At 43.9% G+C, this 13574-nt stretch carries 14 protein-coding genes and 1 tRNA gene; 7 read left to right on the top strand and 8 right to left on the bottom strand.

Annotated elements, in window-relative coordinates; all coding sequences use genetic code 11:
* Both CSW98_RS17875 and tal read right to left on the bottom strand, forming a co-directional pair.
* Positions 1 to 90, bottom strand: a 90-nt coding sequence (locus CSW98_RS17875; protein WP_157810343.1) for a thiamine pyrophosphate-binding protein, incomplete at its 3' end; no start/stop codon positions are given.
* Between the two features lie 75 nt (positions 91 to 165).
* The gene (tal, locus tag CSW98_RS06260) at positions 166 to 1116 is read right to left on the bottom strand and encodes a transaldolase (protein ID WP_100799594.1); all 951 of its coding nucleotides are present in this window, start codon (positions 1114 to 1116) and stop codon (positions 166 to 168) included.
* 427 nt (positions 1117 to 1543) lie between these two features.
* Between tal and CSW98_RS06255 the strand changes: the two genes are divergently transcribed.
* Positions 1544 to 2524 carry a sugar-binding transcriptional regulator gene (locus CSW98_RS06255; RefSeq protein WP_100799593.1) on the top strand — a complete coding sequence of 327 codons (981 nt, stop codon included), beginning with the start codon at positions 1544 to 1546 and terminating at the stop codon, positions 2522 to 2524.
* 11 nt (positions 2525 to 2535) lie between these two features.
* On the opposite strand, the gene CSW98_RS17615 is transcribed toward CSW98_RS06255, so the two are convergent.
* The 3 genes from CSW98_RS17615 to moeA all read right to left on the bottom strand — a co-directional run bounded on the left by CSW98_RS17615 (position 2536) and on the right by moeA (position 4863).
* Positions 2536 to 2712 carry a hypothetical protein gene (locus CSW98_RS17615; RefSeq protein ID WP_198517284.1) on the bottom strand — a complete coding sequence of 59 codons (177 nt, stop codon included), beginning with the start codon at positions 2710 to 2712 and terminating at the stop codon, positions 2536 to 2538.
* Between the two features lie 151 nt (positions 2713 to 2863).
* Complete coding sequence (gene moeB / locus CSW98_RS06250; RefSeq protein ID WP_100799592.1) at positions 2864 to 3619, bottom strand: molybdopterin-synthase adenylyltransferase MoeB; 756 nt, start codon at positions 3617 to 3619, stop codon at positions 2864 to 2866.
* An 8-nt stretch (positions 3620 to 3627) separates the two neighbouring features.
* Positions 3628 to 4863 carry a molybdopterin molybdotransferase MoeA gene (gene moeA, locus CSW98_RS06245; protein ID WP_100799591.1) on the bottom strand — a complete coding sequence of 412 codons (1236 nt, stop codon included), beginning with the start codon at positions 4861 to 4863 and terminating at the stop codon, positions 3628 to 3630.
* Positions 4864 to 5107: 244 nt separating this feature from the next.
* On the opposite strand from moeA, the gene folE reads away from it, so the two are divergent.
* On the top strand, positions 5108 to 5761 hold the full coding sequence (folE, locus tag CSW98_RS06240; RefSeq protein ID WP_100799590.1) for a GTP cyclohydrolase I FolE: 654 nt from the start codon (positions 5108 to 5110) through the stop codon (positions 5759 to 5761).
* Between the two features lie 48 nt (positions 5762 to 5809).
* On the opposite strand, the gene CSW98_RS06235 is transcribed toward folE, so the two are convergent.
* A complete protein-coding gene (locus CSW98_RS06235) occupies positions 5810 to 5989 on the bottom strand; it encodes a hypothetical protein (protein WP_100799589.1) in 180 nt (59 codons plus the stop codon).
* A gap of 241 nt (positions 5990 to 6230) precedes the next feature.
* On the opposite strand from CSW98_RS06235, the gene CSW98_RS06230 reads away from it, so the two are divergent.
* On the top strand, positions 6231 to 6854 hold the full coding sequence (locus CSW98_RS06230) for an acyl carrier protein phosphodiesterase (protein WP_100799588.1): 624 nt from the start codon (positions 6231 to 6233) through the stop codon (positions 6852 to 6854).
* Here the strand turns inward: CSW98_RS06230 and CSW98_RS06225 are convergent.
* A complete protein-coding gene (locus tag CSW98_RS06225; RefSeq protein WP_100799626.1) occupies positions 6844 to 7605 on the bottom strand; it encodes a TetR/AcrR family transcriptional regulator in 762 nt (253 codons plus the stop codon). The genes CSW98_RS06230 and CSW98_RS06225 overlap by 11 nt on opposite strands.
* A gap of 347 nt (positions 7606 to 7952) precedes the next feature.
* Between CSW98_RS06225 and CSW98_RS06220 the strand changes: the two genes are divergently transcribed.
* The 3 genes from CSW98_RS06220 to CSW98_RS06210 all read left to right on the top strand — a co-directional run bounded on the left by CSW98_RS06220 (position 7953) and on the right by CSW98_RS06210 (position 11393).
* Positions 7953 to 9623 carry an ATPase RavA domain-containing protein gene (locus tag CSW98_RS06220; RefSeq protein WP_100799587.1) on the top strand — a complete coding sequence of 557 codons (1671 nt, stop codon included), beginning with the start codon at positions 7953 to 7955 and terminating at the stop codon, positions 9621 to 9623.
* Between the two features lie 34 nt (positions 9624 to 9657).
* A complete protein-coding gene (gene viaA, locus CSW98_RS06215) occupies positions 9658 to 11103 on the top strand; it encodes an ATPase RavA stimulator ViaA (RefSeq protein ID WP_100799586.1) in 1446 nt (481 codons plus the stop codon).
* A 216-nt stretch (positions 11104 to 11319) separates the two neighbouring features.
* Positions 11320 to 11393 (top strand) — tRNA-Cys (locus CSW98_RS06210).
* Between the two features lie 41 nt (positions 11394 to 11434).
* Here CSW98_RS06210 and CSW98_RS06205 read toward each other — a convergent pair.
* Positions 11435 to 12085 carry a hypothetical protein gene (locus CSW98_RS06205; protein WP_100799585.1) on the bottom strand — a complete coding sequence of 217 codons (651 nt, stop codon included), beginning with the start codon at positions 12083 to 12085 and terminating at the stop codon, positions 11435 to 11437.
* Between the two features lie 286 nt (positions 12086 to 12371).
* Between CSW98_RS06205 and CSW98_RS06200 the strand changes: the two genes are divergently transcribed.
* Entirely contained in the window at positions 12372 to 13406 is a 1035-nt protein-coding gene (locus CSW98_RS06200; RefSeq protein ID WP_157810342.1) for a hypothetical protein, read from the top strand.
* The last annotated feature ends 168 nt before the right edge of the window (positions 13407 to 13574 follow it).

The raw sequence follows: 13574 nt of genomic DNA, 5'->3' as shown, positions 1-13574 counted from the left end.
CATTGGTGCACCCGGGTGGCCTGAGTTGGCTTGTTGTACACCATCCATACTAAGAGCACGAATTGCGTTGGCTAGTTGTTTGCGTTCCATAGTGGTTACCGGTATTTAAAGGTTAAATTTGAAAGGGCGCTAATGCGCCCGTTTTGTAGTCTGGTTTCAGGAAAATTAAAGTCTGGCTTCAATCATGGTTTCCAGTTTGCCCTGATCGACAGCAAAGTTACGAATGCCTTCTGCTAGTTTTTCAACAGCCATTGCATCCTGATTGTGTTCCCACATAAATTCAGCATGGGTAAGTGGAGCTGGACGTTCTTTCACATCGGTTGCTGGTGCCAGTTTTGTGATTAATTCACCTTGTGCATCTTCCAGTTCCTGAAGAAGCTGAGGTGCAATAGTCAGGCGATCACAACCAGCAATCTCCAGGATCTCACCAATATTACGGAAGCTTGCTCCCATCACGACAGTGTCATAGCCATGCTCTTTGTAATAGTTGTAGATTTTCGTGACGGAAAGGACACCCGGATCTTCCTGAGCTTCAAAATTACGACCTTCTTTTGCTTTGTACCAGTCCATAATACGTCCCACAAAAGGAGAAATAAGGAATACACCGGCTTCAGCACATGCGCGAGCCTGAGCAAAAGAGAACAGTAGTGTCAGGTTACAGTTGATCCCTTCTTTTTCTAGTATTTCACCTGCACGAATACCTTCCCAGGTTGACGCCAGTTTGATCAGGATTCGGTCATTGGCGATGCCGGCATCATTGTACATTTTGACCAGTTTACGGGCTTTTTCGACACTGGCCTCGGTATTAAAGGAAAGGCGGGCATCAACTTCGGTAGAAATACGTCCCGGTACAATTTTCAGGATTTCTTTTCCGATATTCACTGCCAGCATGTCGCAGGCATCTTCAAGCTGCTGAGCTTTGTCGTTGCTCTGAGATTTCGCGTACTCTACAGCCTGATCGATAAGAGGCGCATAATCGGCTATCTGAGCAGCTTTGAGAATAAGAGAGGGGTTGGTGGTTGCATCTTCTGGCTGATATTTTGCGATAGCTTCGATATCGCCTGTATCGGCGACAACAGTGGTTACTTTACGAAGTTGCTCTAATTTGTTGCTCATATCGGTGTCCTATCTATTCAACGTTCTGGTCATTTGTTTGTTAGTCAATCAATGGCTTTTCTTCATTGATTCTAATTCTATTGTCTGAGGCAAATACTTGGTGAGCATTTGCGCTATTTGTGAGTAATTGATGATTCCAAATTAGCGCATTCATATTAGATGTCAATCACACAAACGAAATAAAAGTGATGTTTGTCAACTTTCTTTCTTTTTTATATCGCTACACACAGTGTATAACCATTTTATTGCTGTTAAATACAGGGTTTGTAAGGAATGGATAAAATCATCCATCCTGAGCAAATGTAATGTTATGTATCATTTGTTTTGTTGTGGTTCGGTAACATACCTGTCATGGTGGTGAGCACCTGTTCAGTATGAATCATGTCTTGTGTTAATATTGCTGCGGAAAAACGGTTTGGATATGAGAATGAGTAGTCAGATTCAGGAAATTTCAGAACAAAGTACCGATTTGCTGACTGAAATTTCAGTTGCGTATTATCAGGATGGCGCGACACAGGAAGAAATATCCCGTAAATTTTCTCTATCCCGTGCCAAAGTTGGTCGGATGCTGAAACAGGCAAGGGATGAGGGAATTGTCGAAATAACAGTGAAATATCACCCGGTCTTCAGTGCCAAAATAGAACAGAGGCTGATTAAACACTTTGGCGTCAAACGGGCACTTATTGCACTGGATCAGTCAAATGAGGATGAACAACGTAGTCAGGTGGCTGGCCTGGTCTCCAGTTATCTTTCTTCTAATTTGCGTGATGGGAATGTCATTACTGTCGGGCAGGGGCGCAATGTATCGGCCGTTGCTCATCATATTGGAGTGATTACTCCGAGAGATTGCAAATTTGTATGCGGCATTGGGGGGATACATCCGAGAGGAGGTATGTTTAACGCCGACCATATTTGCCGTCAACTGGCAAAAAAATACGGTGGGACATCCGAGACATTGTACGCTCCGGCTTATGCTGAGAACAAAGCTCAGAAACAGGTTTTTATGCAGAATGCGACAGTTAAGCAGACTCTGGATCTGGCTCGTAAGGCTGATGTTGCTCTGGTCGGGATCGGTGATATGAGCGAAAACAGTTATATGGTTGATTTAGGATGGTTCACGGCAGAAGAGGTTGTGCAGTCACGCTTGCAACAAGGTGTTGTGGGGGATTTTGCTGGCTATGATTTTTTTGATGTGAAAGGACTGACAGCGAATACTGTGATGAGCGACAGGGTGATTGGATTGAGTATAGAAGAATTCAGACCGATCTCTGAAGTCATTGCGATTGCAGCTGAGAACAGTAAACCTCTGGCTCTGCTGGGAGCTTTAAGAACAGGTGTTATTGATGTGATTGCAACGAGTGTCAGTAATGCTCTGACGGTACTGAATCTGGATGAACAGATGAAATAAGTAGTACTTACTCAGGAAGTCGTGGCTTCGTTTAGTTTCCAGACACTTAACTGTATCCAGGCATTTTCAAGCTCGTTCAGCTCTTCTTCAGTCAGCAGAGCGATGCTTGAATCAACACTACTTTTTTGGGTTGCTGCTTTTAGGCATGCATGAAAATCTTTTTTCAGTTTAGATACTCTGGAATCCATCAGTACAGCACTCGAATAGACAAATCACTTTTAGATATCAATAGATTGCCAGCTAGGCAGGATCCTTCAAATAAATTGTAAGATCTAGTGACACGGTTCACGTTTTTTCTTTCTCTGACATTTTTTGACGCAGAATTTGCTGTTTTTTTCGTCAGTCTGGTGAAGAGCAAAGCGAACATGCTGTATTTTTTGGTAGTTTTATTTCTTTCCAGCTCATGGTCATGGCATCCAGGATCAATAATTTTCCAGTTAATGGAGAACCATAATTTGTCAGGATCTTAATCGCTTCCAATGCCTGAGCGGCTCCTATTACCCCCACAACCGGAGCCATAACCCCTGTCTCAGAACAACTTAACCGAGTATCCGCGAAAAGAGAACTAAGGCATTGGTAGCAGGGTTCTGATTTTTTGTAAGTAAAAACAGAGAGTTGGCCTTCCATTCGAATCGCTGCTCCCGATACCAGTGGTATTTTGTGCATATAGCACAGCCGGTTGAGCTGGTTTCTGGTGGTCATATTATCTGTGGCATCTACAACCAGAGAATGTGTTTTGACCAGGTCTGACAGAAGATCATCATTAAGTTGCTGATCGATTGTTGTAACCACAAGATCCGGGTTCAGAGCTTGCAGAGATTCCGCTGCCGAGTGTACTTTTTTTCTGCCGATATCGGCACTAGTGTGCAGCACCTGGCGCTGTAAGTTGGACAGTTCGACAGAATCGAAATCGACCAGAGTCATGGCTCCTACTCCGGCACAGGCTAAATACTGGCTGGCGGCACTACCTAGTCCTCCGAGCCCGATTATTAACACTGAGGCCTGTTTTAGTGCTTCCTGACCATCAAAATCAAAGCCTTTCAGACTAATTTGACGGTTATAACGGAGGATTTCCTGATCAGAGAGAATCGCCATAATTTGCCTTAGTAGAGAGTGTGGTTGAACGGCTGGATCTGCACAACTTCACCGGCTTCAATTTTTCCTCTGTCTTGTTCCAGGATCACGAAACAGTTAGCCTGACTCATAGAACGAAATGCGCCGGAGCTTTGATTACCTGTGGTTTCCACTTCAAATTTGCCATCTTTTACAGTGTAAACTCCACGTTGATAATCTGTGCGTCCAGGTTTTTTTCTGAATATATTTTTACTGGTGGCGGGAAATGAAACGGGGGCTTGCCAGTATTTGTGTCCGCTTAACCGGGCGATCATAGGTTGTACCAAGACATAAGCTGTGACGGCTGCAGATACCGGGTTTCCGGGCAAACCGCAGAAAAATGCAGTATTAAGTTTACCGAAAGCAAATGGCTTGCCTGGCTTTATGGCAATTTTCCAGAAATGGATTTCACCGGATTCCTGCAGAATATCTTTCGTGTAGTCTGCTTCTCCTACACTAACTCCCCCGGAGGTGATCACCAGATCAGCTATTGCCTGTGCCTCGCTGAAAGCTGCGCGTAGTTTATCCGGACAGTCGGGAATAATACCAAGGTCAGTAACTTCACAGCCAAAGTTTTGCAGCATTGCTTTTAATCCATAGCGGTTGCTGTCGTAAATTTGTCCTTCTGCGAGTGGTTCTCCCGGAGCCCGCAGTTCATCCCCGGTTGAAAATACCGCAACCTTAGGTTTGCTATATACGCTAACGGTTGTGATACCCAAAGAGGCGAGCATAGGAATATCCCTTGGTGTGAGGCGGATTCCTTGCTCCAGAACGATATCTCCCTGACTGATATCATCCCCTCTCGGGCGGATATTACTACCTTTTTTGATGCCTGAAGTCTGAAACTGAATTCCGGTTTCTGTTTCTGTGGTTTCTTCCTGCATGATGACCGCATCACACCCATTGGGGATTTTTGCTCCTGTCATTATGCGTATGCATGTACCATCCGGCCATTCTTCGTTAAAAGGTTGTCCGGCGAAAGCTTTTCCGGCCAGCGGCAGAATATCATGATGGTGAAGATCCTTCATGCGTACAGCATATCCATCCATCGCTGAGTTATCGAAAGGGGGAACAAACAGCGGGGAAAAAACATCGTCAGCTAAAACATAACCGGGGGCTTGCTCAAGAGGTAACGCCAGAATGGATGGAGTCGTGCTGACGGATGCCAGCATTTTTTGCTGAGCTTCCTCTATAGACATTAATCCCGGTTTATTGCAGCAGCTCATAACTTTTCCTTATCCAGACTGATGTTACTCATTGTTCGTAATGATGTTTTTCAGCATAGCATAGACTATCTCTTTCTAAATGAGAATCATGGCAGGATCGTCATCGTTTAAAAAGAGAAAGACTTTCTGCACTAAAATGGCACAGAAAGAATTACCACACAGCAAATATGGGTGTAATTATGCCGGAATACGAGTATCCTTGTCTGCCATCCGGAAGTGGTAGTCAGAGTTAAGGGGGAAATTGATGTCGGGTATCAGTGAAGCTGCACAGTTAGTCAGAGATGCACTTGCGGAACGAGGACTTGAAACTCCTATGAATCCGAATGATTTTACCAGCGAAGAGAAGAAAACGCGTATTGAACATCATATGCGGGAAGTGTTGCAACTTCTTGAACTGGATCTTACTGATGACAGCCTGGAGGAAACGCCGGGACGTATTGCCAAGATGTATGTAGATGAGATTTTTTCTGGTCTGGATTACCGCAATTTTCCTAAAATTACTGTCATTGAAAATAAGATGAAAGTGAGTGAAATGGTTCGGGTGAAAGATATTACTGTAACCAGTACTTGTGAACATCATCTGGTGACGATTGATGGTAAGGCGGCAGTGGCATATATACCTCGCGGTAAAATTATCGGGCTGTCGAAAATTAATCGTATCGTACGCTTTTTTGCTCAGCGACCTCAGGTGCAGGAAAGAATGACCCAGCAAATTCTGGTGGCTTTGCAGGCCTTACTGGAAACGGATGACGTGGCAATCACCATGGATGCAACGCATTATTGTGTGAAATCACGAGGGGTTATGGATGCGACCAGTGAAACCACCACAACAGCCCTCGGCGGGATCTTTAAATCAAACCCAGCCACAAGAAGTGAGTTTCTACATGGTCTGAGATGACTTGAAATTTAAGCCCTGCCGGAGATCCATACCACAGGGCAACAAACTTCATTCATCGTCCCACATATAATCTTCCAGAGCATATGGATCATCGTCCAGTACATGAGCCATACGTCCACGCAATTTTTCGAGCTGGTTTTCCAGCATATTCATTCGTTCATAATCCCCGTCTGAATAGGCGATATAGATTTGCTGTTCCAGATCTTCTATTTGTTCCCGAATGTTCATATCTTCCCCCTTGTAAGAGTTGAGAAAACATTACGAGCCGATAATCTCTGCTAAGAAGATTATCAGTAACCAGAGGTATCATTAGCGAGTATAGTTCAGGATTTTGCAGGCTAACAAATTCTTACCCGGAAACTCTGAAAGTGAATACCACCATACAGGTTGATCTGCTTCTGTTTTAGGCTTGCTTCTGGATATCGTTGCGATTATGTTGGGCGGATGATGTTTTTTTTGAGTTATTGTTGTGAATTTTCTTGCCCATATCCATATTGCCGTCAGTTGTGGTAGTGACATTAGCGGAAACCTGCTGGGAGATTTTGTGAAAGGAGATCCTGCTGGTCAGTATCCGGATGATATTGTTCAGGGTATAAAATTGCATCGTTTTGTGGACAGTTATACGGACTCGCATCCTTACATGAAAAAAGCAAAGCTCTTTTTTCCGGAGCCTCTCCGGCGCTTTGCTCCTATCGCTCTTGATGTCTTCTGGGATCATTGTCTGGCAAAAAACTGGTCGCGGTTTGCCTCTCCGCTATCATTAGCGGACTTCGTGGCACAGGCAGAATCTGATGTGAAAAACAAGTATAAGGCATCACCGGATATCCGTTATCCTGATCGATATATCGAGGTGACAGAACGCATGTGGCGGTATAACTGGCTGGAATCGTACGCCCGTCTGGAGGTTATTGAACTGGCATTGCAGCGTATGTCGGAAAGAAGCAGGAGAATGAGCAGGCTGGCGGAATGCTTTCCCTGTATCCGGGACGATTACGCTGAGCTTATAACATTGTTCGGGAAATTTTATCCGGATGTATTACAGGCGTCTGCTGATTTTTCCCGGCAGACACCAGTGCCATACCCTAGTGGGTAAGGTATTCCAGTTCAGAGGAAAACTCTTCCACACTGCAGCAATGTTTCCAGCAGGCAGCCATCGGCAACAGCAGCTCTTCCAGTGTTTTTGGGCTAAGAATTTTTTCTTCCGGAATGCTGAGTGAGCTTGCTGAAAGATGGTTAAAAAGCTTCCAGTGGTCAAGTAGACACTGATCCGGATTTTTACCATATTCTATCCAGATGGCTTTCTGCATTGGCCTCAGGCTGATTGCCGCGTGGGCATAGCTGATCATGATCCATTTCTGCTCAGCCAGTTCAATTTGGTTATCTGGGTGAGCAAGGTTAAAATCATCGGTTAGTTTGTGGAAGATGTATCCCATTTCACCATTTTTATCCATAAAATAGTCAAAGAATTCACCTTCCTGACGGATCCCGTCAGCGATAAACTGCAATGGTTCCGGTACCAAAATCAGGTGAGCCATCAACCGGATATCGAATTGGTATAAGATTTCGTTTACCGGTGTATTTTCCGGGATCCGATGAAGCAGCTCCAGCATATATTTTTCCATATAGCAGTGCAGCTTATCACTGATGGCATACCAGATTTTTTCTTTGCTGCCAAAATGATGGCGGATCAAACTGTGTGAAACGCCAGCCTGATCACTGATATTTCTGAGGGAAACACGTTCATACCCAAGTTCGCAAAACATCTTGGTTGCGGTCATCAGGATCTGGAATTTTGTTTCATCGGCAGTTTTCGCACTGCGTCTGCCTTGTTTTCTTTCTGTCATTGCTTTTGCTTTCCGTTGGTGCTCATACTTTTTAGCAGAATTCATCCATAAGGTCACGAATATTATTGTCCATCTGGAAAATAAACATGCGTTTTGTGCGTGTCAGCAGAGTATTGTCAAGCCGAGAGTAAATGCAGTCTGATGCAAGAGATAACGGACGAAACCTATCTGTACACATTTGGTATGCCGTTTCAATTTATTTATTCACATCTGTCTGTTATCTGGAAATTTCTTGATTAATCGCAAATGATGCAGTACAAAAGTTGACCTGTATCGCAAAATTACTGGTTTATGTGAAGTGAGTCGCTATACTGAGGTGACTACCTTGATGTTACTTAGGTTTTACCATGACTACGTTTTCTGATCGTTCCGGTGCATCTACTGCAGAAAAGTCATTGCGACGGGAACGCATTAATAAATTAGCTAACGCTCTGCTGGATGGCGTTTATGAACGGGAAGAGATTATTAAGCTCTGTCTCCTTGCTGCATTATCTGGTGAAAGTGTATTCCTTCTCGGACCTCCGGGGATCGGAAAGAGTTTAATAGCCAAACGGTTAATCCAAGCGTTCGATAATAGCAGCTATTTCGAATATCTGATGACTCGTTTCTCTACACCGGAAGAAGTGTTTGGTCCACTGAGCATTCAGGAGTTAAAAGATAATGGTCGCTATGTTCGCCTGACGGAAGGGTATCTGCCGACGGCACAGGTGGTTTTTCTGGATGAAATATGGAAAGCAGGGCCGGCTATTCTGAATACGCTATTGACGGTCGTGAATGAAAAAACCTTCAAAAATGGCAGTGACATAGAGAAAGTACCGATGCGGCTTCTGGTGACAGCATCAAATGAGCTTCCGGATGAAGATAGTGGGCTGGATGCGCTGTATGACCGGATGCTGGTACGTGTTTTTATGAACCGTATTCAGAATAAACAGAATTTCAAATCAATGCTGACAGTTGGTACGGTACAGGAGACGCAGATCCCGCCCGGCCTGGCTATTACCAATGAAGAATATTATCTGTGGCAGGATGAACTGAACCGGCTGCAACTCGATGATGACAGTTTTGAAAAGCTGTATGAACTGAAGATGATGCTGGAAGAAAAAGCAACCCAGCTTGGCCTCAGTACAGAAGATACGGATCTGTATGTTTCGGACCGACGCTGGAAAAAAGCCGTGAAGCTGCTAAAAGCCAGTGCGTATTTTAATGGCAGAGATCGGGTTAATCCGCTGGATATTCTGTTGCTGCAAAACTGCCTCTGGTACAGCCCTGATAACCGGGAAGTGGTTCAGGATACTATTAATGACTTTGCTCTGAACAAGGCGTTTGATCAGGAAAAAGTACACAAGCAGATAGACCTGTGTCACCGGGAGCTATCTGATATACAGGATGATCTGGAAGCCCGTTTCCGGATGAAACTGACGTTAGAACCGGCTAATAAACTACGACGTAAAGACAGTTATCAGTGCGACTTATCCGGTGCACGTACTTATACCGTAGGGAAAACCCGTAATCTGTATAAGCTGGTGCTGCTGCAAAGCGGTATGCCCGTCAATGAATCGGTGAAGGGGGAAGGACGCTGGCTGTATGTGGAAAAGTCTGAGCTGGAAAAACTGATCCGTGATGGCGGCGGCGATGCTTATGGCTATGTCAACCAGAATCCCAATATGTGCCGTATCAATTTTGATCTGGATGCTTCCGGGTACCTGGTTATCCGGGATATTTCAAATCGAACGATTACAGTTGGTCTGGTTACCGAAGACGGACTGGACAATGAACTGTATGAGAGGTGGTGTACAAAAGCCGATAATGCTATGGCTCAGATTCATGCTGCCGAACGGCATCTGCGCCAGACCCACTTCCAGTTTTCTGGAGCATTGCCACATATCTTCATTGGAGAAGAATTACCAAGGCAAATAGAAACCGGTTTGCAGACCCTCACCGGTGAGCTGGAAACGATTCAGCAGGCATGTGACAAAATTGCATCCCGGATAAAAAATCTGAATCAGTTTTTTGCTTAGGTTTTGAAGTGTTGGCGGGGAGTTGTAAGTCGTAGTGTTAGGTTTTGATGAAATAAATATGGCGATGATGGTGGCGGAATCTGGTGTGCTGGATTCGGCTATCAATGATTTGATGACTAAGGTTGAGTTTCTGGCAGTCGCTGAAAACGCGAAAGTGAATGAGCTGGCCAGAGAACATATTCATCAGTGGAGTCATGATGCTCAGCGGCGTGTAGCCCGAGTTTTTGAGGAAAGTCATCTGCAGCATGAGCTTTCTTTGTACCGGGAAACTTTAAAACTGAGTGAAAGTGCATTCTATATTTACCTGCCAAAGTTATTGGAGAAACTGGCTCCTATCTCAGCCTTCTATCCGGAAGCAAAAAGGTTACTGGATCAGAATAAAGGGACAAAAAGTCCTTTGTTTGCTCAGCATTTTTGTGACAAATGGTACGAGAGTCTGCTGAATACGGTTAAAGAGAGTGAATCTGAAACTCTGAATTCAGAGAAAGAAAAATGTTTGTCTGATCTTCGTCAGCGTCTAGAAACGCTGGAATATGTGAACGAAATAGCCGGAACCGGACAGGTCGGAAATTTCATTCGTGCCTGGGATATGGCGGCAGCGAAGCTGACCCGGGGGGAAGTGGAAACAATGCGCCATTATGCTGAGTTTCTGCGTAAAAATGGTGAACTGAAAGATATAGCGGATAAGCTTGGCCGCATGGCGAATGAAATTGATGCTCCAGAGCTGAGAAAAGATCAGCAGGAAGAGTTGAAAATCGTTGAAGAAATCAGTGATGAAGCTACGGATGATATTGTCGGTGTCCATCAGCATAACGATCTGAACCGGATGTTGCCGAACGAAGCGATATTCCTTGCTTATCCGGAACTGGAAGTGATTTTCTATAAGCGTTTTATCAGTAAGCGGCTGATGAATTATAAAATGCGAGGTAAGGCGCGTAAGTTAAAACGGGTCAGAGCGCAGAAAGCAGAAAATCAAACATCTGAAGTTGAGAAGGGACCATTTATTCTGTGCATAGATGCGTCTGGTTCGATGAGAGGGTTCCCCGAACAGTGTGCAAAAGCAATGGCGTATGCACTGATGCAAATAGCAGTGGAAGAAGATCGTGACTGCTATGTTATGCTGTTCTCTACGGAGCAGATCACTTATGAGTTGACCGGTCAGGATGGCCTGAAAGAAGCCAGTGTTTTTCTCTCTTATCAATTCCGGGGAGGTACTGAACTGGAACCTGCTTTGCTTAAGTCGGTGGAACTGATGTCTTCTGAGCGGTACCAAAATGCTGATTTGGTTGTTCTTTCCGATTTTATTGCGCCTAAGCAGCCGGAAGCGATCCTGCATCAGGTTAAGTCACTGCAGGAAAAGCATAACCGTTTTCATGCTATCAGCCTTTCCAGACATGGTAATCCGCAACTAATGGCTATGTTTGATCATTGCTGGTCTTATCATCCGGGAATGTTAGGAAGATTGATTAAAAAATGGTAATGCCTTACTTAGAACCTATGGAAAAATGCCATTTAAAAGGCATCATTATCGGGTCTTAAAAGACTAATCATTCATCAATGTGTATTTAAAAGCAGCAAACAAACAGGGAAGACGTTTTTTTGTTTGACTCTTTTTTTCAGATCAGTAAAGTATGCGCACAGCAAAGGGGAAATGTTAAATAACCCTTTGAAATATTTGATGTATAAATTGCACTAAGGCGCGTTGGCAGAGTGGCTATGCAGCGGATTGCAAATCCGTGGACCTCGGTTCGACTCCGGGACGCGCCTCCATTTTCTCTCCCTGATTTTGACATTCTCTTTGTCACTGGCGTTTATTTTTTACGTGACATATCAAAAGCATTGTATTCAAGTTTTTCAAATTGCAGCTGTTCACCTTGCTGAATAAAAGAAAATGCCAGAGTGAGATCTTTTCTTTTGGCTACCAATCGGTGCAGAGTTCCTTCTTTAACTGGTGTTTTATTGTAGCTGGTGACGGTTGCCCGTTTTACTTTCTGATTGGAAAGATAGTCATAGTATTCTTTCGGTCCCTCGTTTTTTAAATCCAGTGCAAGCTGATTGAGAAGAAGGGTATACGGGTAGGCAATCTCTTTCAGTTTCGTTCTTTTTTTGTTTTTTTCGTTTTCAATCTCCATAGACAGGAAATCGTATTTATATTCTTTATGCTTTGAGCCAATTTTTTCTTCATAGTGAGTGGTCAATGGAGACAGTTGATGGTCAAATTGCACGTAGGATCCCTGTTCATCTATGTCAGCATCGATCCACATAAATGATCCGTTTACCTTCGTTCGGTAATGGCAGGTTTCTTTTTCACACTGATAGGTCATGATCACTTTTCCCAGTGATATCGGACCTAAACCTACAGTAAATTCACCACTGACTCCCTGTATTTCTATCGCAGAGGCACAGGTTGAAAACATACATAAAAGTAATGTCAGAATCTTTGTCCATGTTGGTATGTGCATAGCAGAATCACCTGAAAGTGGCTTTTTACTATCTATAAACGTATATGATGTTCTGGATTTATCCAATATCCAAAATGTGCTTTAGTACTGAAAATTAAGTATAAAAATCCAGTTTCTATCATATTGGCTATAATTACAAAATGGTAACAAACCAGAGTTATGGCCATCAGTGAACTATTTTAAAGCAGATTTCTTTCATGCAGGTTACCGATGCTTACACAGTGTCTGCGTTGGTATCGCCGCTCTGATAAGGTGCTGCGTTATCGCTTTCATTTCTGATATAGCTTTGCTTCATCCTGTTGTGGCACAAGAAATGCTTTCTCTTCCAGAGGGAGGCCGTCAGTTGCCGACCAGCGTTTCTGCTGAAAAATCACCAGAGCAGGTAGTGGAAGAAGAGAGTTCCTGGATAGATATAACTGAGAACTATTTTGCTACCACGGTTCATGACTTCAGCAATTATATCGACCAAGGACTGGGTAAACGGGAAGGCGATGAGGCGTTAAAGAATCGCAGTTATATCCGGCTTCGTTCTTTGTCTGACTACAGTCGCTACGGTGACTTCAATTCAGATGCACGGGTGTCATTACGTATCGATATGCCGTATACCGAGCGTAGGTGGAATCTGATATTTGATACGGATCCGGATGACTATCAGTCTCTGGAAAGTAAGCAGCGTGATTTGCCGACAAAGAATGTGGATGCTGATGCTATCGGAGGTGTCCGATATCAGGACGGGTGGCTGGATGACTGGGATACGGATTTGGATATAGGGCTTAAGCTACGCTGGCCGTTGGATCCTTTTGTCAGAACCGAATTCCGGCGGGTTGAAGTATTTGACAGTGACTGGGTTGGGGCATTCAGACAGCAGTTTTTTTATTATCATTCGGTTGGTGGGGGTTCTCTCAGTGAGCTGAAGTTTTATTACCCTGTCACTGAAGATGAGGCGGACATCTTTTCTGTTGGGCCCAGTGCTCAGTATTTGTTTGATGAGGAGCGTTGGGAACTTTTGCTGCAGATGACACTTTCAGATCGAGTGGATAATGACCATCTTCTGGAATACTCTGCCGGTCTGAGTGTTGACCCAGATGAGTCAGATAAAGTCACCAATTACTGGGTATCTGTTGCCTGGCATCTGAATGTTTATAAAAATTGGCTATATGTTTCTGTGACACCGAGAATTGATGCTCCAAGGGAATATGACTATCAGATTAATCCCGGAATTCGGCTGGATTTTGAGATGTTTTTCTCTAAAAACCGAAAAATTAATCGGTTGAACCGATCGATTCCCCGCTCGACCCGTAATAGTGGAGGGGAGCGCTGAAAATGGTTTTTATGGTTAAAATACGGGCAGTTAAGCTATTTTGGTCTTGATTAATAAAATAATGTTTTATTGCGTAACGAATTGTTTTTTAATAAAAAAACACCATTCAGAATACATGCGTACGCTCGAAAAATGTTGCTGGTTTTTGTGATCTCATCCAGAATTGAC

The sequence above is a fragment of the Vibrio sp. HA2012 genome (assembly GCF_002812955.1).
Lineage (GTDB): Bacteria > Pseudomonadota > Gammaproteobacteria > Enterobacterales > Vibrionaceae > Vibrio.
Note: the sequence above shows the minus strand (reverse complement) of the source record. Positions and strands in the feature narration are given on the sequence as shown.